This is a genomic window from Elstera sp. (assembly GCF_044372965.1).
Classification (GTDB): domain Bacteria; phylum Pseudomonadota; class Alphaproteobacteria; order Elsterales; family Elsteraceae; genus Elstera.
Map to the genome: position 1 here is coordinate 1 of NZ_JBILQX010000010.1, position 22,320 is coordinate 22,320.

The 22,320-nt window shown below is 63.5% G+C and carries 24 protein-coding genes; 20 read left to right on the top strand and 4 right to left on the bottom strand.

The window, feature by feature from the left end:
• The first annotated feature begins 43 nt into the window (after positions 1 to 43).
• A complete protein-coding gene (locus ACIQ36_RS02735; RefSeq protein WP_395825618.1) occupies positions 44 to 121 on the top strand; it encodes a hypothetical protein in 78 nt (25 codons plus the stop codon).
• Complete coding sequence (locus ACIQ36_RS02740) at positions 114 to 1,025, top strand: sugar kinase (RefSeq protein ID WP_395825484.1); 912 nt, start codon at positions 114 to 116, stop codon at positions 1,023 to 1,025. The genes ACIQ36_RS02735 and ACIQ36_RS02740 overlap by 8 nt, the downstream gene beginning before the upstream one ends.
• On the opposite strand, the gene modC is transcribed toward ACIQ36_RS02740, so the two are convergent.
• The 3 genes from modC to modA are packed head-to-tail and all read right to left on the bottom strand — an operon-like array spanning position 1,022 to position 3,159.
• Positions 1,022 to 1,660 (bottom strand): molybdenum ABC transporter ATP-binding protein, encoded by a 639-nt coding sequence (modC, locus tag ACIQ36_RS02745; protein ID WP_395825487.1) that lies wholly within the window; start codon positions 1,658 to 1,660, stop codon positions 1,022 to 1,024. The genes ACIQ36_RS02740 and modC overlap by 4 nt on opposite strands.
• Positions 1,660 to 2,367 (bottom strand): molybdate ABC transporter permease subunit, encoded by a 708-nt coding sequence (gene modB / locus ACIQ36_RS02750; protein ID WP_395825490.1) that lies wholly within the window; start codon positions 2,365 to 2,367, stop codon positions 1,660 to 1,662. The genes modC and modB overlap by 1 nt, the downstream gene beginning before the upstream one ends.
• A gap of 9 nt (positions 2,368 to 2,376) precedes the next feature.
• A complete protein-coding gene (gene modA, locus ACIQ36_RS02755) occupies positions 2,377 to 3,159 on the bottom strand; it encodes a molybdate ABC transporter substrate-binding protein (RefSeq protein ID WP_395825493.1) in 783 nt (260 codons plus the stop codon).
• Positions 3,160 to 3,352: 193 nt separating this feature from the next.
• Here modA and ACIQ36_RS02760 point away from each other — a divergent pair, with 193 nt between their 5' ends.
• Entirely contained in the window at positions 3,353 to 4,633 is a 1,281-nt protein-coding gene (locus tag ACIQ36_RS02760; RefSeq protein ID WP_395825497.1) for an NAD(P)/FAD-dependent oxidoreductase, read from the top strand.
• Between the two features lie 72 nt (positions 4,634 to 4,705).
• On the opposite strand, the gene ACIQ36_RS02765 is transcribed toward ACIQ36_RS02760, so the two are convergent.
• Positions 4,706 to 5,917, bottom strand: coding sequence for an aromatic amino acid transaminase (locus tag ACIQ36_RS02765; RefSeq protein ID WP_395825500.1), 1,212 nt, complete (start codon positions 5,915 to 5,917; stop codon positions 4,706 to 4,708).
• Between the two features lie 244 nt (positions 5,918 to 6,161).
• On the opposite strand from ACIQ36_RS02765, the gene pgi reads away from it, so the two are divergent.
• The 17 genes from pgi (at position 6,162) to folP (ending at position 22,255) form a co-directional block, all read left to right on the top strand.
• On the top strand, positions 6,162 to 7,775 hold the full coding sequence (gene pgi / locus ACIQ36_RS02770) for a glucose-6-phosphate isomerase (protein WP_395825503.1): 1,614 nt from the start codon (positions 6,162 to 6,164) through the stop codon (positions 7,773 to 7,775).
• Between the two features lie 129 nt (positions 7,776 to 7,904).
• Positions 7,905 to 8,654, top strand: coding sequence for a YebC/PmpR family DNA-binding transcriptional regulator (locus tag ACIQ36_RS02775; RefSeq protein ID WP_395825506.1), 750 nt, complete (start codon positions 7,905 to 7,907; stop codon positions 8,652 to 8,654).
• Between the two features lie 4 nt (positions 8,655 to 8,658).
• Positions 8,659 to 9,177, top strand: a complete 519-nt coding sequence (ruvC, locus tag ACIQ36_RS02780; protein ID WP_395825509.1) for a crossover junction endodeoxyribonuclease RuvC — start codon at positions 8,659 to 8,661, stop codon at positions 9,175 to 9,177.
• Positions 9,174 to 9,800, top strand: coding sequence for a Holliday junction branch migration protein RuvA (gene ruvA / locus ACIQ36_RS02785; protein WP_395825512.1), 627 nt, complete (start codon positions 9,174 to 9,176; stop codon positions 9,798 to 9,800). The genes ruvC and ruvA overlap by 4 nt, the downstream gene beginning before the upstream one ends.
• Positions 9,797 to 10,846, top strand: a complete 1,050-nt coding sequence (gene ruvB, locus ACIQ36_RS02790) for a Holliday junction branch migration DNA helicase RuvB (protein WP_395825515.1) — start codon at positions 9,797 to 9,799, stop codon at positions 10,844 to 10,846. Before ruvA ends, ruvB begins: the two co-directional genes overlap by 4 nt.
• A complete protein-coding gene (locus ACIQ36_RS02795) occupies positions 10,843 to 11,328 on the top strand; it encodes a YbgC/FadM family acyl-CoA thioesterase (protein WP_395825518.1) in 486 nt (161 codons plus the stop codon). The genes ruvB and ACIQ36_RS02795 overlap by 4 nt, the downstream gene beginning before the upstream one ends.
• A 57-nt stretch (positions 11,329 to 11,385) precedes the next feature.
• Positions 11,386 to 12,054 carry a protein TolQ gene (gene tolQ / locus ACIQ36_RS02800; RefSeq protein ID WP_395825621.1) on the top strand — a complete coding sequence of 223 codons (669 nt, stop codon included), beginning with the start codon at positions 11,386 to 11,388 and terminating at the stop codon, positions 12,052 to 12,054.
• The gene (gene tolR / locus ACIQ36_RS02805; RefSeq protein ID WP_395825521.1) at positions 12,054 to 12,527 is read left to right on the top strand and encodes a protein TolR; all 474 of its coding nucleotides are present in this window, start codon (positions 12,054 to 12,056) and stop codon (positions 12,525 to 12,527) included. The genes tolQ and tolR overlap by 1 nt, the downstream gene beginning before the upstream one ends.
• A gap of 19 nt (positions 12,528 to 12,546) precedes the next feature.
• A complete protein-coding gene (locus tag ACIQ36_RS02810; RefSeq protein WP_395825524.1) occupies positions 12,547 to 13,590 on the top strand; it encodes a hypothetical protein in 1,044 nt (347 codons plus the stop codon).
• A complete protein-coding gene (locus ACIQ36_RS02815) occupies positions 13,590 to 14,039 on the top strand; it encodes a hypothetical protein (protein WP_395825527.1) in 450 nt (149 codons plus the stop codon). Before ACIQ36_RS02810 ends, ACIQ36_RS02815 begins: the two co-directional genes overlap by 1 nt.
• Positions 14,036 to 15,406: a Tol-Pal system beta propeller repeat protein TolB gene (gene tolB / locus ACIQ36_RS02820; protein WP_395825530.1), complete on the top strand. Its 1,371-nt coding sequence runs from the start codon at positions 14,036 to 14,038 to the stop codon at positions 15,404 to 15,406. The genes ACIQ36_RS02815 and tolB overlap by 4 nt, the downstream gene beginning before the upstream one ends.
• Positions 15,407 to 15,545: 139 nt before the next feature.
• The gene (pal, locus tag ACIQ36_RS02825) at positions 15,546 to 16,043 is read left to right on the top strand and encodes a peptidoglycan-associated lipoprotein Pal (RefSeq protein WP_395825533.1); all 498 of its coding nucleotides are present in this window, start codon (positions 15,546 to 15,548) and stop codon (positions 16,041 to 16,043) included.
• A 270-nt stretch (positions 16,044 to 16,313) separates the two neighbouring features.
• Complete coding sequence (pal, locus tag ACIQ36_RS02830) at positions 16,314 to 16,865, top strand: peptidoglycan-associated lipoprotein Pal (RefSeq protein WP_395825536.1); 552 nt, start codon at positions 16,314 to 16,316, stop codon at positions 16,863 to 16,865.
• Positions 16,866 to 16,978: 113 nt separating this feature from the next.
• Positions 16,979 to 17,875 carry a tol-pal system protein YbgF gene (gene ybgF / locus ACIQ36_RS02835; protein WP_395825538.1) on the top strand — a complete coding sequence of 299 codons (897 nt, stop codon included), beginning with the start codon at positions 16,979 to 16,981 and terminating at the stop codon, positions 17,873 to 17,875.
• Between the two features lie 9 nt (positions 17,876 to 17,884).
• Positions 17,885 to 19,222: a tRNA lysidine(34) synthetase TilS gene (tilS, locus tag ACIQ36_RS02840; protein WP_395825541.1), complete on the top strand. Its 1,338-nt coding sequence runs from the start codon at positions 17,885 to 17,887 to the stop codon at positions 19,220 to 19,222.
• A gap of 94 nt (positions 19,223 to 19,316) precedes the next feature.
• Positions 19,317 to 21,263, top strand: a complete 1,947-nt coding sequence (ftsH, locus tag ACIQ36_RS02845) for an ATP-dependent zinc metalloprotease FtsH (protein ID WP_395825544.1) — start codon at positions 19,317 to 19,319, stop codon at positions 21,261 to 21,263.
• A gap of 2 nt (positions 21,264 to 21,265) precedes the next feature.
• Positions 21,266 to 22,255, top strand: a complete 990-nt coding sequence (gene folP / locus ACIQ36_RS02850) for a dihydropteroate synthase (protein WP_395825548.1) — start codon at positions 21,266 to 21,268, stop codon at positions 22,253 to 22,255.
• Positions 22,256 to 22,320 lie beyond the last annotated feature (65 nt).

Sequence of the window (22,320 nt, forward strand, 5' to 3'; positions counted from 1 at the left end):
CTTCGCCGAGCGGATTTCGGTTCTGGTGGCGGGGAGGATTCTTGTGGAAGGATCGCCCGCCGAAATTGCCACGAACGCGGAGGTGCGCCGCGTTTATTTAGGAGAGGATTCCCATGTCTGAGCCTTTGGTTCACTGCCTCGGCGAGGCGATGCTGGAGCTTTCCGCCCCGCGCCTCGGCCCGGCCACGCTCAGCTTTGGCGGCGATACCCTCAATACCGCCGTCTATCTCGCGCGGCTTGGCGTGCGCACCGGTTATGCCAGCGCGATGGGCGACGATCCCTATAGTGCCGAAGTGCTCGCCGCCTGGCAGGCCGAAGGGGTAGCGACGGACGCCGTGGCGCGCCTGCCCGGAACCCTGCCCGGCCTCTATGCCATTCGCACCGACCCGACCGGGGAGCGATCTTTCTCCTACTGGCGCGAGGCTTCGGCGGCCCGGCAAATCTGGCGGCACGAAAGCCGCGCGGCCTGGCTCGGGCAAGTACTCGCTTGCGATTGGCTGCATCTCTCCGGCATTACGCTGGCGATTGCGGGGCCAGAGGGGCGGCAGGCACTGTTCGACGCGCTCGCCGCCGCGAAAGCCAGGGGGATGCGCCTGTCTTTTGACAGCAATTATCGTCCGCGCCTTTGGCCCGATGCGGCTACCGCGAAAGCCGCCTATGAAGCCATCCTCCGCCTCGCCGACCTCAGCCTGCCCGGCCTTGAGGATGAAGCGCCTTTGTTCGGGGAAGAAGATGCCCCGGCGCTGATTGCCCGGCATCGCGCCTATGGGGTGGCGGAAGTCGTGCTGAAGGCGGGCGGGCCGCGCGCGTGGGTTTCGGTGGGGGCGGATGCGCCGATTTTGGTCGAAGGCGCGTCGGTTGCGCCGGTGGATACGACGGCGGCGGGCGATAGTTTTGCAGCGGGCTATCTTGCGGCGCGGCTTGGCGGGAAGGTGCCTCAAGAGGCGGCGCAGGCGGCGCACCGGCTGGCCTCCATCGTCATTCAGCACCCCGGCGCAATCGTTCCGAAAGCGGCAATGGCTTAGGAGACTAAACGGCCCGCGCGCAGAACCAGCACGCGGCTCGCCAGCCGGTCGATTTCCGCTTGGGCGTGGGTAACGTACAGAATTGGCACCTGGGCGGTATCGCGCACCCGCTCCAGGTAGGGCAGAATATCGTCCTTGCGGGCGCTATCGAGGGCCGACAGCGGCTCGTCCATCAGCAGCAGTCGCGGTTTTGCCAGCAGCGCCCGCCCGAGCGCGACGCGCTGCGCTTCGCCGCCCGAGAGGGTGCCGGGCGGGCGGTCGAGCAGGGGGGCGATGCCCAACAGATCGGCGATTCCCGCTAAATCGGCCTGCTCGCCGCGCGCGCGGTTGAACCAATGGCCATACAAAAGATTCTGCCGCACGGAGAGATGGGGAAACAGCCGCGCCTCTTGAAACACCACACCGCAGCGGCGTTTATGCGGTGGCAACCATTCGTCGCGCGCGGTATCGACGAAAATGGTGTCGTCTAGGCGCACATGGCCCCTTTGCGGGCGGATCAACCCGGCGATGATGTTCAGCACCGAGGTTTTCCCGGAGCCAGACGGCCCGCTGAGGGCGGTCAGACCAGGGCCGATTTCGGCGGCGAGCGCGAGGGTGAAATCGCCCTGCCGGTGCTGAATATCGAAGGAGAGCATCAGCTTTGTCGCCGCCGCGCCCGTTGGGTGAGGAGTTCCGACACCAGCAGCGCCCCCATCGACAGGATCACCGAGAGGATCACCAGCCGCACGGCAGGACCATCGCCCCCTGGCACCTGCAAAAATCCGTAGATGGCCGACGCCAAGGTTTGCGTTTCGCCGGGGATATTCGAGACGAAGGTAATCGTGGCCCCGAACTCGCCCATTGCTTTGGCAAAAGATAGCACCATCCCCGCCAGAAACCCCGGCAGGCAGAGCGGCAGCGTGACGGTGAGAAAGACCCAAACCGGCCCCGCGCCTAAGGTAGAGGCAGCATCTTCCAAACGCCGGTCGACGGCTTCGATGGATAGGCGCATCGCGCGCACCATCAGCGGAAACCCCATCACGGCACAGGCCAGCGCCGCCCCGGTCCAGCGGAAGGCGAGGGTGACGCCGAAAATCTGATCGAGCGGTTCGCCGAAAAAACCGCGCCGCCCGAACAGAATCAGCAGCAGATAGCCGGTCACGACGGGCGGCAGAATCAGCGGCAGGTGAACCAGACCGTCGAGTACCCCCCGTCCCCAGAAGCGCCCGCGCGCCAGCACCAGGGCGACGATCAGGCCGAACGGCAGGCTACAGAGGGTAGCAACCGCCGCGATGCGCAGGCTGAGGCCAACTGCCACCCATTCCGCTTCGGAGAGATCAAAAAAAGCGACGAAAGATTCCATGCGGGCGGGCTACGACCCCTGGCCCGGAGGGAGGGCGGCGAACCCCTGCTTGGTGAATAAGACGCTGGCTTCCGGCGACTTCAAAAAGGCGAGGAGGGCGGTGGCGCTCGCCTGGCTGGTTGCGGTCAGCGCGACCGGGTAGAGAATGCGCGGGTGGCTGCTTTCGGGGAAGGTGCCTATAATATCCACCTTCGGCTCAGCGGCGGCGTCGGTCTGATAGACGATCCCTAAGGGGGCTTCGCCGCGTGCGACCAGGGTGAGGGCAGCGCGGACATTATCGACCCCGGCGATGCTGTTTTCGACGCTGGCCCACAGGCCGAGGGTCGTGAGCGCCGCCTTGCCGTATTTCCCGGCGGGAACGCTCGCAACCTCGCCCATCGCCAGACGATTGCCCTTCAGCATTCCCTTGAGATCCAAGCGCGCATCGATGGCAACGGGGCCTTGACGGCCCTTTTCGCCGATCAGCACCAGCCGATTGCCGAGCAGCGTGACGCGGCTTTCGGGCCGGATCAAATTGCGCTGCTGGAGATAGTCCATCCACTCAAGATCGGCGGAAAAGAATAGATCGGCAGGCGCGCCGCTTTCCACCTGCCGGGCGAGCGCGGAGCTTGCGGCATAGGCGGCGACGGCTTTCGCCCCGCCCTGCCGCTGCCACTGGGCGAGGCTATCGTCGAGCGCGTTCTTGAGGCTCGCGGCGGCAAAGATGGTTATGGGACGGGTTGCTTGCGCCGCCAGCGGCGTGGGGGCGACGGCCAGGAGCGCGAGGGCCAGCAAGCAGCGTTTAACCGTCATAGCGTCCATCCTTGTCACAAAACTCCTGGGACACCAAAAGGCTACACCCGCCCTTGTTGCAAACGCAATCTGCTCACAGTGTCATGCGGATCTGGGACTTGAGGATTTCCAAAAACAAGCGCCACTATTTTGTAGCCAAAATGCGGAAACACTCCGCATGATTTAGACTAAGTTTGACAGAAGGAATCGCGCCATGCCCGTTGCCGCCGAGTCCCACGGCCTTTGGGGGAAATCCGCCCCCGCCGCCCCGGTCACGAATGCGCTGGCGGGCAATCTGCGTGTTGATGTCGCCGTGATCGGCGCGGGGTTCACCGGCCTGTCGGCGGCGCTGCATTTGGCCGAATCCGGCAGCAAGGTGGCGGTTTTGGACGCCGAGGAGATTGGCTTCGGCGGCTCGGGGCGCAATGTCGGTTTGGTGAATGCTGGGCTGTGGGTCATGCCAAGCGAGATTCCCAAAGTGCTGGGGGCCGAGTATGGCGAACGGCTGCTGTCGATCCTTAGCGATGCACCGCAGGAGGTTTACGGCCTTGTCTCGAAGCACGGCATGGACTGCGAGGCGATGCACGTCGGCACCCTCCATTGCGCGGTCGGCGATACGGGCTTACGCGATCTTGAGGCGCGGTACGCCGAATGGCGCGCGCGCGGTGCGCCGGTCGAACTGCTCGATCAGGCGGCAGCGGCGCGGGCGCTCGGCACCAATGCCTATCGCGGGGCGCTGCTCGATAAGCGTGCGGGCACCATCCAGCCGCTCGCTTATGCGCGCGGGCTGGGGCGGGCGGCAATGGCGGCGGGGGCTTCCGTCTATTCAAGCTCCCCCGTGCAGGGCTGCGAGCGCGACGGGTCGGTCTGGCGGCTGATGACGCCGGGCGGCAGCGTGACCGCCGATTGGGTGATCGTCGCTACCAACGCCTTTTCCTCCGGTCCGTTCCAGATGATCCGGCAGGCGCTGGTGCGGCTGCCCTATTTTCAGTGCGCGACCGAACCTTTGCCGGAGCATTTGTTAAAAGAGATCATCCCCGGTCGGCAAGGCGCGTGGGACACGAAGGAAGTGCTGAGTTCCTTCCGGCTGGATTCGGCGGGGCGGTTCATCTTCGGCAGCGTCGGCGCTTTGCGCGCGGGCGGGCAGCAGGTGCACCCCGATTGGGCGCGGCGGGCGATGGTGAAGCTCTTCCCGGCGCTCGAAGGGGCCGCGTTTGCGCACGAATGGTACGGCTGGATCGGCATGACCGACGACGCCCTACCGCGCTTCTTAGAGTTGGGTCCGCAGATGGTGGCCTTCACCGGCTACAACGGGCGCGGCATCGGCCCCGGCACGGTCTTTGGCCGCGTGCTAGCCCAGCACGTCACCCGCCGCAGTAACGATCTGCTGCCGCTTCCCGTAACGCAGCTCAGCGGGGCCGATTGGCGGCAGTTGAAGGAATTCGGTTACGAGGCCGGGGCGGCGGCGGTGCATCTCGTGGATGCGCGAATGTAGCCTCCGGTCGAATAAAAAAGGCCGCCGAACCCAGGTTCGGCGGCCTCTGCTTTTATCGCAAGAAACGGCGCTTTAAGCCGCCCGCGCCGCCACCAGGCTTTTCGCCACGGCAGTCACATTGGCGTCAGTCAGCCCGGCGACGCACATGCGGCCCGATTCGACCAGATAAACGCCGTCCGTTTCGCGCATCTGCACAACCTGCGGCTTGGTGAGGCCGGTATAGCTGAACATGCCGCGCTGCTGGGTGATGAAACCCACGTCGATTTCATTCGAGAGCTTATTGACTTCGGCAGCGAGCTTTTCGCGCATATCCTTCATCCGCACACGCATTTCCGCGACTTCCGCTTCCCATTGGGCGCGTAAAGCCGGATCGCCGAGAACGGTGGCAATCAGCAGACCGCCGGTGGTGGGCGGGTTGGAGTAGGAGCGGCGGATGGCGAGCTTCAACTGGCCCAGAACCCGGTCCGCTTCATCAGCGGTGGCGCAGACGACCGACAAGCCGCCGCAGCGTTCGCCATAAAGCGAGAAATTCTTGGAAAAGCTATTGGCGACGAGGAAGGAGGACGTGCGGTCGGCAAAGCGGCGCACGAAGCCTGCATCCTCGTCCAGCCCATCGGCAAAGCCCTGATAGGCCATATCGAAGACCGTAATATGCTTTTTCGCGATCAGCAGATCGGTCAGCGCATCCTGTTGGGCGCGGCTGAGGTCAACCCCGGTCGGATTGTGGCACACCGGCTGGACGATCACGATGCTGCCGGCAGGAGCCTCTTCCAGCGTCTTCAGCATATCGTCGAAACGTAAAGTCCGGGTCGCGCCGTCCCAATAGGGATAGGTTTTGGTTTCGAACCCGGCGCGCTGGAACAGGCCGTGGTGATTGTCCCAGGTCGGGTCGCTCACATAGACGGCGCGGCCCGGCGCGTGCTTCGCCAGAAAATCGGCGGCGACGCTGAGCGCGCCCGTACCGCCAACCGTTTGAATGGTCGCCACGCGCTTTTCGGCGAGAACGTCATGGTTTTTGCCGAAGACCAACTCTTGAACCAGACGGCGGTATTCCGGCAGCCCTTCCATCGGAATATAGGAGCGGACGCCGAAGCCGAGCTTATCAGCGGCGGCCTTCACCGAAGGCAGAACGGGGACTTTGCCCGCACCGTCCATGTAAATGCCGATGGTGAGGTTCACCTTTTCCGTGCGCGGATCGCCCTGGAAGGCGATATTGAGCGACAGAATGGGGTCCCCGGCGAAAGGTTCGACGGTTCCGAAAAGAGAGGGGGCAGCCTCGGTCATGATTGGGGGTCCACCGCTAAAAGTTTGGGCCGGTAAAAATTGGGCCAGTAAAAGTTCGGCGGGGCGGACGATACTAACCACTCTGGCGCGGGGCAAGGCTTTCGCGGGAAACGAACAGCGGGTATCCTGGCAGCGCATGGCATGCCGCCCGCGCTCTGACGGGTAAATCGTCCGACCGGGCTCACTTCGGGCTTGAGCTTCCGGCGCGGCCCTGTACCTTTGCTACATAAATAGGGGGGATGACATGTCGGCTTCTTGGGTAGCGCTGCGGGCGCTGAAAACAGAACCGTCGCTGCGGAGCTTGTTTGCGGCGGATTCGCAGCGGTTCGGGCGGTTTTCGGCGCAACAGGATGATTTGTTGCTGGATTACTCTAAGACGGCGCTGACGGCGGAATCGCGCGCGGCGCTCTTGGCGCTGGCCGAGGAATGTCAGGTCGCAGCCCAGCGCGATGCAATGTTCGCGGGGGAGCCGATCAATCGCAGTGAGGGCCGCGCCGTTCTGCACACCGCCCTACGCGCTGGGCCGGACGCTGAAGTTCATGTGAAGGGCCTCGACGTCATGCCGATGGTCCGGGCCTCGCTCGCGCGGTTGGGCCATTTCGCCGAAGGGGTGCGCAGTGGCGCGATTGCGGCGACCGATGGCGGGCGGTTTACCGATGTGGTGAATATCGGCATCGGCGGGTCCGACCTGGGGCCGGTGATGGTGACGCTGGCGCTCGCGCCCTACCACGATGGGCCGCGCGTGCATTTCGTCTCCAATGTCGATGGCGCGCATCTGCACGATGTGTTGAAGGGGCTCGATCCGGCGCGGACCCTGTTCATCGTCGCCTCCAAAACCTTCACGACGATTGAAACGATGACCAACGCCCAATCGGCCCGGCGCTGGTTGGTAGCGGCCTTGGGCGAACGGGCGGTGGAAGATCATTTCGCGGCGGTCTCCACGGCGCTGGACAAGGCCGCAGCCTTTGGCATTGATGAAGCGCGGGTGTTCGGTTTCTGGGATTGGGTCGGCGGGCGCTATTCGGTCTGGTCGGCGGTTGGCTTGCCCGTGATGATCGCTATCGGAACGGCGGGGTTTGACGCGTTTCTCGCCGGGGCGCGGGCGATGGATGCGCATTTCCGTACCGTGCCGCTGGTCGAAAACCTGCCCGTGCTGATGGGGTTGATCGGCGTTTGGCACCGCAATATCTGCGGGTATGGCGCGCGGGCGCTGCTGCCCTACGATCAGCGCCTCGCACGGCTGCCCGCCTATGTGCAGCAGCTCGATATGGAATCGAACGGCAAGCTCGTGACGCGCGACGGCGCCCCCTTGCCCGAGGGGCTCGCAACTGGCCCGCTGGTCTGGGGCGAACCCGGCACGAACGGCCAGCATGCTTTCTATCAACTGCTGCACCAGGGCACCGATATCATCCCCTGCGAGTTCCTGATTGCTGCCGAAAGCCACGAGCCGGAGCTTGCCGAGCATCACACGTTGCTGTTGGCCAACTGCCTTGCGCAAAGCGAAGCCCTCGCGCGCGGCAAGACGCTAGCGGAAGCGCACGCGCAGCTTATCGCGGCGGGGTTGCCTGCGGCGGAAGCGGACCGGCTCGCCCCCTATAAGGTCTTCCCCGGCAACCGCCCATCGATCACGCTCGCCTATCGCAAGCTCGATCCTTTTACCCTGGGCCGGTTGATTGCGCTCTACGAACATCGGGTGTTTGTTGAGGCCGCGATCTGGGGCATCAATGCCTTCGATCAATGGGGCGTGGAACTGGGGAAGGAACTCGCAACGGGGCTTCTTCCCGCCGTCAAAGCCGCGCCGGGCGCGGTGGCGGACCCGATGACACAAGGGTTGCTCGGGCATTTGCGAGGGCTTTAGCGCCTTTCCGCGATCCTGTGCTTTTTCGGTGCCCCGCTTTTTCCGCGATTCCCTTTAGCGCGGGAATGGTCTAGGGTCGCGCCGATCTCCTGTATTACCGTCAGACTTGACAATAAGAGTAGCGGACCTATGGCTGGCCATTCCCAGTTTAAAAACATCATGCACCGCAAAGGCGCGCAAGACGCCAAACGCGGGAAGGTTTTCACCAAGCTGATTCGGGAACTCACCGTTTCGGCGAAAACCGGCGCGCCCGACCCGTCGATGAACCCGCGTTTGCGCGCGGCCATTACGGCGGCGAAAATCGCCAATATGCCGAAAGATACGATCGATCGGGCCATCAAACGCGGCCAGGGCGGCGGCGATGATACCAATTTCGATGAAGTGCGCTACGAGGGCTATGGGCCGGGTGGTATCGCCGTCATCGTCGAAGCGATGACCGATAATCGCAACCGTACCGCGTCGGAAGTCCGTTCAGCCTTCACCAAGGCGGGCGGCGCGTTGGGGGAAACCGGCTCGGTCAGCTTTATGTTCGACCGGGTGGGCCAGATCCATTATCCGGCCTCGGTTGGAACCCCTGATGCGGTGTTCGAAGCTGCCTTGAACGCCGGCGCGGAGAATGTCGAAAGCTCGGAAGACGGGCACGATATTACCTGCGCGACCGACGATCTCGCCACCGTGCGCGAGGGGCTGGAAGCGGCCTTCGGTGCCCCGGAATCGGCAAAGCTGATCTGGTCCCCGCAAACCCTCAACCCGGTCTCGGACGAAGTGGCGGAAAAGCTGTTCCGCCTGATCGACACGCTCGACGATAACGACGACGTGCAAAACGTCTACGCCAATTACGACGTGTCCGAGGAGCAGCTCGCCAAGCTGGCGGGCTAGTCTTATGCGGGTTTTGGGCCTCGATCCGGGACTACAGCGCACCGGCTGGGGCGTGATCGAGGCCCAAGGCTCCCGGTTGAAGGGAATCGCCTGCGGAACGGTCACGTCCGATCCGAAGGCGGCCCTGTCGGACCGGTTGGCGCAGCTTTATGAAGGGCTGCAAAAGGTGCTCGACACCTATCAGCCCGATTGCGCGGCGGTGGAAGAGACCTTTGTGAACACCAATGCCGCTTCCACCCTCAAACTCGGGCAAGCGCGCGCGGTTTCCTTGCTGGTTCCGGCGCGGGCGGGGCTTAAGGTTGCGGAATATGCGGCGAAATCGGTGAAGAAATCGGTTGTTGGCGCGGGGGCGGCGGATAAGGAGCAGGTGATGTTCGTTGTCGGCAAACTGCTCCCCGGTTTGGCGCTCCCCGGTGCCGATGCCGCCGATGCTTTGGCGGTGGCGATTTGCCATGCCCATCATGCCCAAACGGCCAGCCGCATGGGCGGCATCGATTTGGCCTTACTGGCGCGAAGCCGATGATCGCTTGGTTGAAAGGCATTGTTCGGGATTTGGGCGCGGGCTATGCGGTGATCGACGTCAACGGCGTCGGTTATCTCGTGTCGGCCTCCGGGCGCACGCTCGGCACGCTCCAGATGAACCAACCCGCGACGCTGCACATCGAAACCGTGGTGCGGGAAGACGCGCTGCTGCTCTATGGCTTCCGCGATTCCGCCGAGCGCGATTGGTTCCGGCTGCTGCAAACGGTCCAGGGCGTCGGCGGGCGCGTGGCGTTGGCGCTGCTGACGGTCCTGACGCCGGATCAACTGGTTCAGGCGATTGCGTCGGGCGACAAGAATGCGCTCGCGCGCGCCGATGGCGTGGGGCCGAAGCTCGCGGTACGGCTGCTGACCGAGTTGAAAGATAAGGTCGCGGGCCTCGCCTTGGGCGCGATGGCGCGCACAGTCCCCAGCGTTTCGCCTTCGGTTGAAACCGGGGGCACGGTGGAAGCCGAAGCCGTTTCGGCCCTGGTTAATCTCGGTTATGGCCGCTCGGACGCCTTTGCCGCCGTGGTGAAACTGGCGCAGCAGCAGCGCGACGCGGGCACTGAGCCTACTCTCGCCGATCTCATCCGCGCCGGTCTGAAAGCGCTGAGCCCGGCATGAGTGAGACGCCCGAACCCCGCCGCCCGTTGTTGGATGCCTCGGTTGCCGAGGGCGGCGAAGCCGCGCTCCGTCCGGCGCGCTTGCAGGATTTCGTCGGGCAGCGCGCGGTATGCGAGAATTTGCAGGTCTTCGTTGAAGCGGCGCGGGGCCGGGGCGAGGCGCTGGACCATGTGCTGTTCTTCGGCCCGCCCGGTTTGGGGAAGACGACGCTGGCGCAGATCGTCGCGCGCGAACTCAGCGTTGGCTTTCGGGCGACCTCCGGCCCGGTGATCGCCAAGGCTGGCGATCTCGCGGCGCTGCTGACGAATTTACAGCCGAACGACGTGCTGTTTATCGATGAAATCCACCGGCTCAGCCCGGCGGTGGAAGAAATCCTCTATCCAGCGATGGAGGATTTTCAGCTTGATCTCATTATCGGCGAAGGCCCGGCGGCGCGCTCCATCCGTATCGATCTGCCGCGCTTCACGCTCGTCGGGGCGACCACCCGGTCGGGCTTGCTGACAACGCCTTTGCGCGAGCGTTTCGGCATTCCGCTGCGCTTGCAGTTCTACAGCCCGGAAGAACTCACTTCGATTGTGGCGCGCGGCGCGCGGCTGCTGGAGATGCCGCTGACCGAAGAGGGCGCGTTCGAAATCGCCAAACGCTCGCGCGGCACGCCCCGGATTGCCGGGCGGCTGCTGCGCCGGGTGCGCGATTTTGCTTCCGTTGCGGGGGTCAATCCCATCGACCGCAAAGCGGCGGACGCGGCCCTATCGCGCCTCGATGTCGATCCGATGGGGCTGGACGCGATGGACCGGCGTTACCTCTCGTGCATCGCCGATACCTATGAGGGCGGGCCGGTCGGCGCGGAAACGCTCGCCGCTGCTTTGTCGGAATCGCGCGATACCATCGAAGAGGTTATCGAGCCCTATCTGATGCAGTTGGGGCTGATCCAGCGCACCCCGCGCGGGCGCATGCTGGCCCCGAACGGCTGGAAACTGCTCGGGCGCATTCCGCCGCGCGATCTGGAACAGCAACTCAGCCTCTTAGGAGACGAACCCGAATGAGCGATGTCGCTTTCGCGCCCCTCGCCCCGACGTTTGGGGAGATTTCGGGCGGCTGGCACCGGCTGCCCCTGCGCGTGATCTATGCCGATACCGACGCGGGCGGGGTGGTCTATCACGCCAATTATTTGAATTTCGCCGAACGGGCGCGGACGGAAATGCTGCGCGCTGTGGGAATTGTGCCACAAAAACTGTATGACGAGGAGGGTACGCTCTTCGTCGTGCGTTCGGCGGAAATCGATTATCGCGCCCCCGCCCGGTTGGATGATGCGCTGGAACTGCGCAGCCGGGTTCGGAAGTTCGGCGGGGCAAGCCTTGAAATTGAACAGCAAGTGTTGCGCTGGGAGCACACAGATAGCCGTCATTTGGTCACAATTCTGGTGCGTTTAGTGTGCGTCGATCCGCAGTTCAATCCGCAGCGGGTGCCGGACAAGGTTCGGGTCGCGTGCGCGCCGTTTTATGAGACCGGTTCGTCAGGGGAGTGAGGGAAGAGAATGCAAGGCGATGCAGTTGCGGCGATTGCGCCAGCGCATGACCTGTCGATGCTCGGTCTGTTCTTACAGGCCGATTGGGTTGTTAAGTTCGTTATGCTGTCGCTCGTGTTTGCGAGCATTTGGAGCTGGGCGATTATCGTCGATAAACTTATCCGCCTGCGCCGTTTAACGGTTCAAGCCGATCAGTTTGAAGAGGCTTTTTGGTCGGGCGGCAGCCTGGACGAACTCTATGACCGCATCGGCAATCGGCCGATTGATCCGATGTCGGCGGTGTTCGTGGCAGCGATGCGCGAATGGCGGCGTTCGGCCCAGCGCGGCCTGGGGCTGACCACCGGGAACCTTCAGCAGCGCATTGAGCGCGTGATGGGCGTGACCGTGGGGCGCGAGATGGAGCGGCTGGAGAAATGGACGCCGTTTCTCGCCTCGGTCGGCTCGGTTGGCCCCTTTGTTGGGCTGTTCGGCACGGTCTGGGGGATTATGAACTCCTTCTCCGCTATCGCCTCGTCGAAGAACACGAATCTCGCCGTCGTGGCCCCTGGGATTGCCGAAGCTTTGTTCGCAACCGCCATCGGTCTCGTGGCCGCTATTCCGGCGGTGCTGGCCTATAATAAGATTTCGGGCGATCTCGCGCGTTATTCCAATCGCTTAGAGAATTTTTCGGCGGAGTTTGCTGCCATTCTGTCGCGCCAGATGGATGCGGCTGAGGCGGGCGAATAATGGGCGCGTCGCTCAATTCCGGCGGGCCGCGTCGGCGCGGCGGGCGTCGCACCCATGTGCCGATGTCCGAAATCAACGTCACGCCGCTCGTGGACGTGATGCTGGTGCTGCTCATCGTTTTCATGGTCGCGGCCCCCTTGCTTACCGTCGGCGTGCCGGTCGATCTGCCGAAAACCTCGGCGGCTAGCCTCAATGAGCGCATCGAGCCGCTGACCATCAGCGTCAACGCCCAGGGCCAGATCTATATTCAGGAAATGGAAGTGCAGGAGGCGGAACTTGCCCCGCGTCTGCAAGCCATTACCGCCAATAAGCCCGATACCCCCATCTATGTGCGCGGCGATAAGGGCATTCCCTATGGGCGCGTCATGGAAGTGATGGGCCTCGTTGCCTCGGCAGGGTTTGCCAAAGTCTCGCTCATCGCCGAAGCCCCCTCGGGCGCGCCGGTGAAGCCCACGCCTAAGCGGGGCGGGTAGGGGAGGCAGGCGCACGGCGATGAATCGGTCCATTATCCTTGCTTCGGTGCTGCACGGGTTGATCTTGATCCTGGCGATCTTCGGTCTGCCCCAAGTCGCGCCGCCGCCCCTGGAGGTGAAGCCGATCATTGAGGTGGAGGTGATTTCCATCTCCTCCACCCCCAATGCCGCGCCGAATAACCCGACGCCCGCCGAGGTGAAAGAGCCGAAGCCCGATCCCGCGCCTGCGCCCGCGCCGATCCCGCAGCCGAAGCCGGACGTCGCCCCGCAACCCGCGCCCACACCGCCGCCGCCGCCGCCGCCCAAGCCGCCGGAACCCAAACCCGAGCCGAAGCCCGAGCCGCCAAAACCGCCGCCCCCGCCGAAGCCGCCGGAACCTAAACCTGAGCCGAAGCCCGAGCCAAAGCCGGAACCCAAACCCGAGCCCAAACCTGAGCCGAAGCCGGAACCTCCCAAACCGGAACCGAAGCCCGAGCCCCCTAAGCCTGAGCCGAAAAAGGAAGAGGTGAAGAAGGTCGAGCCGCCGAAACCGGAACCGAAGAAGGAAGGTTGGGACGCCGTTAAGGATCTGTTCCCGCCCCAGAAGGACGCGCCGAAGGTTCCACCGAAGCCGGAAGCGAAGCCGACCGAGAAAAAGCCGGATGCGCTGGACGCGATTGCCAAGGCGCTCAGCCAGCCCGCGACTCCCGCCCGCCCGACGCAAACGGCTGCGGCAGGCTCCCCCGCGCCACGTTCCGTTGGCCCGAGCGACCCGAACCGTCCGCTGTCGCGCGCGGAAGAGGATGGGATTCGGAAAGCGGTTTCGCCCTGTTGGGCCTTTGATGGGGGCCTCGCGAATGCCAAGAATCTCGTCATCGAAGTTCGGCTGTTCTTGAAACCGGATGGGTCGGTCTTGCGGACCGAGTTGGTCGATCCGTCGATCATGAGCCGGTCGCCCCAGCATAAAGCCGCCGCCCAAACGGCCCTGCGGGCCCCGATGAATCCTACCTGCAACAAGCTGCCCATTCCGCCGGGCGCTTACGAGAGCGTCATCATAGTCTTCGATCCGAGGGAGATGGTCTGATGCGGCATCTTCTGTGGATTGTCGTCATTGCCTCAGGAAGCCTGCTGACGGCATGTGCTAGCGAGAAGACGCAGTCCAAGGCCCCGGAGCCGCGTATTGGCCATATCGGTCTTCCTCCACTGTATCCCAGTCTGCCGAGCGTGACGCAGGGCCAAGCTTGGGAAAAGGCGATTGCCGACCGAATTAAGCCGTGCTGGAATTTTAACCCAAGCGCCAGCAGTGTTAACGATAGTCGCGTTGACGTTCGACTATATCTTAGGCCGGACGGAACGGTTCTACGGTCTGAATTGGCCGACCCTGCCCTAGTCAAGCGCTCCCCCGAAGGGCGCGCGGCTGTCGAGGCGGCTTTGCGCGCATCCCTAAATCCGACCTGCAATACGCCGCTGCCGCGACCGATCACCTACAAAGAAATCATCCTCGTTTTCGATCCAAAGGATATGGGCCAATGAGACAGAAAGCCTCTGCTTCGCCGCGCGCGTTACTCCGTCGATCCTTGCTTCGCTCCTCGCTTTTGGTGGTGGCGGCTTTGCTCATGGCGGCCCCGGTTGCGGTCGCGCAAACCGGCAAGATTGAGCCGCGTATCGACGTTACCCAGGGCAACCCGCAGCCCATGCCCATCGCCATCAGCAATCTGGCAGGCGACGCGCGGTTGGGGGCGGATATTAGCCGCATCGTCGCCGACGATCTGGAGCGCTCGGGCCTGTTCAAGCCCATCGACCCAAAAGCGTTCGTGCAAACGCCGGATCAGATTGGCACCGCGCCGCGCTTTGCCGATTGGCGCTTGATTAACGCCCAGGCGCTTGTGTCGGGCGCGGTCACGCTGCAAGGCAATCAGATGCGCGTCGAGTTCCGCCTGTGGGACGTCTTCGGCGAAGCGCAGATGGAAGGGCAAGTACTGGCCGCTGGCACCGATGGTCTGCGCCGCGTCGCCCATAAGATTGCCGACGCCATCTACAAGCGCATCACCTCCGAAGATGGCTATTTCGACACGCAGCTTGTCTTCGTCGCCGAAAGCGGCCCGGCGGATAACCGGCGCAAGCAGTTGGCGATTATGGATCAGGACGGGTTCGGCTATCGCACGCTCACCGATCCGCAGCGGGTGCGGGCGATTACGCCGCGCTTCTCCCCCACCGCGCGCGAGTTGACCTATATGGCCTATGTCAACGATGTGCCGCGCGTTTACCTCTATAATATCGACACCGGGCAGCAGGAAATTCTGGGGAACTTCTCCGGCATGACGTTTGCGCCGCGCTTCACCCCCGATGGGCAGAAGGTGTTGATGAGCTTTGCCGAAAACGGCAACTCCGAAATCTATTCGATGGACCTTCGCACCCGCCGGGCAACCCGGCTGACCGATAGTCCCGCGATCGATACCTCCCCCTCGGCCTCGCCCGACGGCACCAAGATTGTGTTCAACTCCGACCGGGGCGGCGTCACCGCATTGTATGTGATGAACGCCGATGGCTCGGGTGTGCAAAAAATATCACCGGGCCGTGGCCGTTATAACACACCTGTCTGGTCCCCCAGGGGCGACTATATCGCCTTCACGAAACAGGAGGGTGGACAGTTCCAAATTGGGGTGATGCGCCCCGATGGAACGGGCGAGAAGATTCTGGCACAATCCTATTTGGATGAAGGCCCTACCTGGGCTCCCAATGGTCGCGTGTTGATGTTTTTCCGTCAGCAACCGACCGATGCCCAGGGGCGGGGCGGATCGTCGCGGCTGGTGTCCGTCGATATCACGGGCCGCAATTTGCGGGAGGTTACGACCCCCACTGATGCATCTGACCCCGCGTGGAGCCCCTTGATTCCCTAGGGTTAGCTGCCTATATTCCGCCTCGTTTCTCCTTGTTGTGCAGGGCACCATTTTTGTGCGTCCTTGGTCATCTTGGAGAAGATGAAGGGCTCTCCTTCGCGTCACTCAACTACAGCCTTCAGAGCTGAGGGGTCACAAAATGCGTATCGCTCTCCTCCCTATCGCCGCCGCTGCCCTGCTGCTGGCCGCTTGCGAATCCGACAAGCCGGCCAATACGGCTGCTGTTACCACCAACAACCCGACCACGACGCCGCCGGCCGCGACCGGCATCCGTCCGGGTTCGATCGAAGACTTCCGCGTCAACGTTGGTGACCGCGTCTTCTTCGCGTACGACAAGTTCGACCTGTCGGCCGATGCGCGTCGCACCCTGGAACGTCAGGCTGCTTGGCTGAAGCAATACGCTTCGGTCCGTCTGGCCGTCGAAGGCCATGCCGACGAACGCGGCACCCGCGAATACAACTTGGCGCTCGGCGAACGCCGCGCCAATGCCGCTAAGGATTACCTGGTCGCCCTCGGCGTTCCGGCCTCGCGTCTGACGACCGTTTCCTATGGTAAGGAACGTCCGTCGGTGCTCGGCTCGAACGAAGCCGCTTGGAGCCAGAACCGCCGCGGCGTTTCGGTCCCGGCCGTTCAGTAATCCAACGCCCCTTGGGGCTGGATGGCAACGCCGCACTGGCAACAGTGCGGCGTTTTGCTTTTTGGGGTCAAACCTCGGGAAGCATGGGCGCGATTCCGTTTTTGCACTGGTGCAGAAGCGCAACATGTGGCTAAAAACACCGCCAGAGGTGGGGCTTGTCCCAATCTCGCCATGTTGTCGCGCGATTCCATAGTGTGTCGCCCTGCAGGGATGCCGGGTGATCTGCCGGCTGGATCCCTCCTTTCTTCTTTCCTTGATGGATGATTTCCCATGATCTTGAAATTTGCTTTGCCGCTCGCGGCGGTTTTGTTGGTTGCCGCCTGCTCGGATCAATCGGGCACGGGTCCGGTTACGTCCGATCCGGGTGCGGGTGGGACGGGCGGTGCCGGTGGGACCGGTGGCATTAGCTCCAACCAATTGGGCGGCGTTTCGGGCAACCGCGACCAGCAGTTGGTGCAGGCGCAGGCCGATTGGCAGCGCAGCTTTGCCGCCAATGGCACGGATCGCATTTTCTTCGGGCTCGACCAATACACGCTGTCGGCGGATGCCCAGAGCACGCTGCGCGCGCAAGCCCAGTTTCTGCAAAAGTACCCGCTGGTAAACTTCGTCGTCGAAGGTCATGCCGACGAGCGCGGCACGCGCGAATATAATCTGGCGCTCGGCGACCGTCGCGGCCAGTCGGTGCGCGAATTCCTGGCGTCTTTGGGCGTGCAGAGCCAGCGTTTGCAGGTCATCTCCTACGGTAAAGAGCGCCCGGCTGCGACCGGTCGGGGCGATGCCGTGTGGGCGAAGAACCGCCGCGCCGTCTCGCTGCCGCGCTAAGCCTTGGCGGGGGGTGAGCAAAGGGGTTGCCCCCCGCGTTGTTAAGCCTGTCTTCGTTTTGCCCGAAAGCGGCGCTAAACTGCCGCATCGGATTGCTGTAAAGGGCTGTTGTCATGGTCGGACCGTCGCGCCTTCTTTCGTCTCTCGCACCGTTTGCCGTTATCGGCGCGCTGGCGCTGACCGTTCCGGCCGCAGCGCAACAGCAACCGGCGGGCGAAATCCCGATTACGGCGCAACTGACCGTGCGAATCTCGGAACTGGAAGCGCAAATCCGCCAGTTGACCGGCCAGATCGAAGATCTCTCGGCCACGGTCGCGCAGATGCGCCAACGGGCCGAGCGCCAGAGCAGCGATGTGGATTTCCGCCTGACGGAACTCGAAAAAGCCCGCGAGACCGCCGGGGTTGCCCCCGCCGACGCGCCTAAGGCCCCTGCTGCTGCCACGCCCGCCCAGGCCCCTGCCGTGGCGCCGGGTGCGCCGCCGCGCGATCTTGGTAGCGTTCCCGTGGCGCAAAACCCCAATGCCCCGGTTCCCTTGACGCCGCCCGGTCAAGCGACCGCCGCTGTTCGCCCGCCTGCTGGAGCGGTTGCACCGCAACCTGCCGCCCCCGCCGCGAAACCGAGCAACGCGAAAGAAGCCTATGAACAGGCGTTCGCGCTGGTGCAAAAGCAGGATTATCCGGCGGCTGAAACGGCCTTCCGCTCGTTCATCGGCACCTATGGCACCGACGATTTGGCCGGGAACGCGCAATATTGGTTGGGCGAGACCTATTACGTGCGCGGCAATTATCAGGAAGCGGCGGCCCAGTTCTTCCAAGGGTATCAGAAATATCCGAAGAACACGAAAGCCCCCGACAATCTGCTGAAACTTGGCCTCTCTCTGGCCCATATCAATAAAACCAAAGAAGCCTGCGCCTCGTTCAATCGCTTCAATACCGAATATCCGCAAGCCTCGGCCTTTTTGAAGCGCCGGGTTCAGGAAGAGCGCGCGCGCAACAACTGCGGGGCGTAACTTTCTTTGATGCGCGGGCCGCAACTTTCGCTGGAGGCGGCGTTTGCGGCGGCGATGACGGGCTTCGGCCCGTTCGAGCGCGCGCCTCGGCTTGCCGTTGCCGTTTCGGGTGGGCCGGATAGTCTGGCGCTGATGCTGTTGGCCGATGGATGGGCGCGGGCGTGGAGCGGCCGCGTGCTCGCCCTGACCGTCGATCATGGCCTTCGCCCCGAGGCCGCCGCCGAAGCCCAGCAGGTTGCCGCTTGGGCGCGGGCCCGCGGGATCGATCACCAAATTCTGATCGCCGCGCAACCGCCGGACGCCACGGGTAGCGGCGGGCTGCAAGCGGCGGCGCGGGCGCTGCGGTATCGGCTGCTGACGGACGCCTGCACGGCGGCAGGCATTTTGCACCTGCTCACGGGCCATCATCAGGAAGATCAGGCGGAAACGCTGCTGCTGCGCTTGCAGCGCGGCTCCGGCCTGTCTGGGCTTGCGGGGATCGCCGCCTGCCAGAGTCTCAGCGATCTGCGGCTATTGCGCCCCCTGCTGGCCGTGCCCAAACAGGCGCTGGAAGATTTTTGTGCGGGGCAGGGGCTCGCGCCGATCCGGGACCCCAGCAACCTCTCCCCAGCCTTCGCGCGCGTGCGCTGGCGGGCGCTTATGGCAGGGGCGGAAGCGCCTTTTCTGGCCGCGCGTTTGGCCGAAACCGCCGCCCGGCTGAACAGCGCGCGCGCCGTCCTGGAGGGGCTCGCCGACGCCTGGTTACTGCGCTGGGTAACGCCGCTGCCCTGGGGCCTCGCACGCCTGCCGATAGCAGCGCTCGCGGATGGGGCGGAGGAGGTGCGTTGGCGGGCTTTGGCGCGGCTCTGTGCGTGGGCGGGGGGCACCGCCTATCCGCCGCGCTTTGAGGGGCTCCAGGGCCTTCTTGCGCGCCTTCAGGCCGACGACCGCCCCCGCGACGCGATCACCCTGGGCGGCACGCTCTGGGTGCGCAGCGGGCGGGCGCTGTGGATTGGGCGGGAGCATGCGGCGCTTTCGCCACCCTTAGCCCTTCCGGGCGGTGCGAAGTCGGCCCGCTGGGACGGGCGCTTTTCGGCAACCGCGCCGGAGGAGGGTTGGTTTTTGGCCGGATTAGGCGCGGCGGAAACGGCCCGGTTGCGGCGCTCTCCCGCCCTAAAACGCCCGCAAACCTGGGGGGCGGCGATGCTGGCGCAGACGCCTGCGGCCCTGCTGGCGGGAATCCCGGCGTTTCAACGTCTTGACTGTCCTGCCTTCGTGCCCCACTTGTCAAAAATGCCAGGGCTCTCCCCCCGGCTTTTCGCGACGCCGCTGCGTCCCCTTGTCGCCGGGGGGGAGCGCGGGAGTTGACGGCAAGCCGGATCGGGGGCATGTCACTGGGAATGATCGATGCCATCGGGTGCGCAGGCTAGCGCCCGGTTCGGTGCGGAAAGGGTGGAGCCTCGTGAATAATATCGGGAAAAATTTGGCGCTCTGGGCGATTATCGCCGTCCTCTTGGTGGCGCTGTTCAACCTGTTTCAGAGCCCGTCCACGCGCTCCGGGCAATCCCAACTCGCTTTTTCCGATTTTCTCGCGGAAGTCCAACAGGGCCGCGTAACGGAAGTAACGATCCAGGGGCCGAATATCACCGGTCGCCTCAGCGATAACCGCACCTTCACCACCTATTCGCCGCAAGATCCCGGTCTGGTCGACCGTTTGGTGAAGCAGAATGTGCGAATCATTGCGGCCCCGATCGATGACGGCCCCACGGGCATCCTGAGCATTCTGATTTCCTGGTTCCCGATGCTGCTGTTCATCGGCGTGTGGATTTTCTTCATGCGTCAGATGCAGTCCGGCGGCGGCAAAGCCATGGGCTTCGGCAAGTCGCGTGCGCGTCTGCTGACCGAAAAGGTTGGCCGTGTCACCTTCGATGACGTCGCGGGCATTGAAGAAGCCAAGCAGGAACTGAACGAAATCGTTGAATTCCTGCGCGATCCGCAGAAATTCCAGCGTTTGGGCGGGAAGATTCCGAAAGGCGTTCTGCTCGTCGGCCCGCCGGGTACGGGTAAGACGCTGTTGGCGCGCGCGATTGCTGGTGAAGCCAATGTGCCGTTCTTCACGATTTCCGGCTCGGACTTCGTTGAAATGTTCGTCGGCGTTGGCGCAAGCCGCGTCCGCGACATGTTCGAGCAAGGCAAGAAGAACGCCCCTTGCATCATCTTCATCGACGAAATCGATGCGGTCGGTCGTCATCGTGGCGCAGGCCTCGGTGGTGGGAACGATGAGCGTGAACAGACGCTCAATCAGTTGCTGGTCGAAATGGATGGGTTCGAAGCCAACGAAGGCGTGATCCTGATCGCGGCGACCAACCGTCCCGATGTTCTTGATCCCGCGCTGCTGCGTCCCGGTCGTTTTGACCGCCAGGTCGTCGTCGCCAACCCGGACATCAATGGGCGCGAGCAGATCCTGAAGGTTCATATGCGCAAGGTGCCGCTGTCGGCTGACGTTGATCCGCGCGTCATTGCGCGCGGCACGCCGGGCTTCTCCGGGGCCGATCTTGCCAACCTCGTCAACGAAGCCGCCCTTCTTGCCGCCCGCCGCAACCGCCGCGTTGTCGGGATGAAGGAATTCGAAGAAGCCAAGGATAAGGTCATGATGGGGGCGGAACGCCGCTCGATGGTCATGACCGATAAGGAAAAGGAACTCACGGCCTATCACGAAGCCGGTCATGCCATCGTTATGGTCAAGATGCCGGGGCATGATCCGGTCCATAAGGTGACGATTATTCCACGCGGTCGTGCCCTAGGGGTAACGATGTTCTTGCCCGAGCGCGATAAGTACAGCCAGTCGCATTTGGAGTTGGAAGCCCGGTTGGCGGCTCTCTTCGGGGGACGCATGGCCGAAGAGTTGATCTTCGGGAAAGAAAATATCACCACCGGCGCGTCCAGCGACATTCACCGGGCAACCGGAATTGCACGGCGCATGGTCACGGAATGGGGCATGAGCGACAGGCTCGGGCGCTTGCGCTACAGCGAAAACGAAGAAGAAGTGTTCCTCGGCCATTCGGTGACGCAGCGTAAAAATATTTCCGACGCAACGGCAAAGATTATCGATGAAGAGATTCGTCAGATCATCGATACGGCGGAAAATAAGTCGCGCGAGATTCTCCTCGAGGAAATGGAAGCCCTGCATCGGGTGGCAAAGGCTCTGCTGGAATATGAAACCATCTCGGGCGACGAAGTTCGGGCGCTGATGAAGGGCGAGTCTATCGCCCGCGATACGCCCGACGATGCGCCGACGCCCACCTCCTCCGGCCCCAGCGGCAATGCCGTACCGGGCGGCGGGCGACGGGCGACGGTGCCGCCCAGCGGCGATCTGAACCCTAGCCCGCAACCAGGAGGCGGCGTTTAGTTTTGGCCGAATTTCTGTTCGAGCCTATTCTGTGTGATCCCACCCCCGCGCGGCCCCGCCTGCGCGGGGGTTGGCGTTCGATGGCGGATATCATTCCCTATCCGTCGAACTACACGCCGCCAGCGGCCTCCTCAATGGCGCGGCGGGTCAATGTTTTCGCTCAGCGCGTCGCCTTTCTGCCCGGTACGATGGGCCAGCAGCGCACGGCGATCATGGGCATTGTCAATGTAACGCCCGATAGTTTTTCCGATGGCGGTCGGCATGAAACGACTGAAGGGGCGATTGCTTGGGGGCTTCGCTTAGCCGAAGCGGGCGCGGATCTGCTCGATATCGGCGGCGAATCGACCCGGCCCGGCGCCGCTCCGGTCGATCCGCAGGATGAAATTCGCCGCGTCGTTCCGGTTATTCGCGAGCTTGCCAATCGCGGCCTGCTGCTGTCAATCGATACGCGCCATGCAAATGTGATGGCGGCGGCGCTGGAAGCGGGCGCGCATATCATCAACGACATAACCGCGCTTGAGGGCGATCCTGCCGCCGTTCGGGTTGCGGTGCAAAGCGGCGCGCCGGTCATCGTCATGCATATGCGCGGCGCCGATCCGCGCACGATGCAGGATGATCCGAGCTATGGCGACGTGGTGGCGGAAGTCTATCGCTACCTCGGCAATCGCATTGCCGCCCTGGAAGCGGCAGGGATTTCCAAAGCCCGGCTCTGCGTCGATCCTGGAATTGGCTTCGGTAAGACGCCCGCCCATAATCTGGCGTTGCTGCGGCACCTTCAGTTGCTGCATGGCCTCGGGTGTACGGTGTTGCTGGGCGCATCGCGCAAGCGGTTTATTTCGGCCGTTTCGGCGGATGAGGCACCCCAGGACCGGCTCGGCGGGTCACTCGCAGCGGCGATCACGGCGTTTTCGGCGGGGGTACAGATTGTTCGCGTCCATGATGTTGCCGAAACCGCTCAGGCCCGCGCGGTATGGTTTGCGACCCATGCATAAGACGAGTCCATCTTTTTCCGTATAGGGGGGTGTGATTCTCTTCCCTGGGCGGCGGCACCGTGATT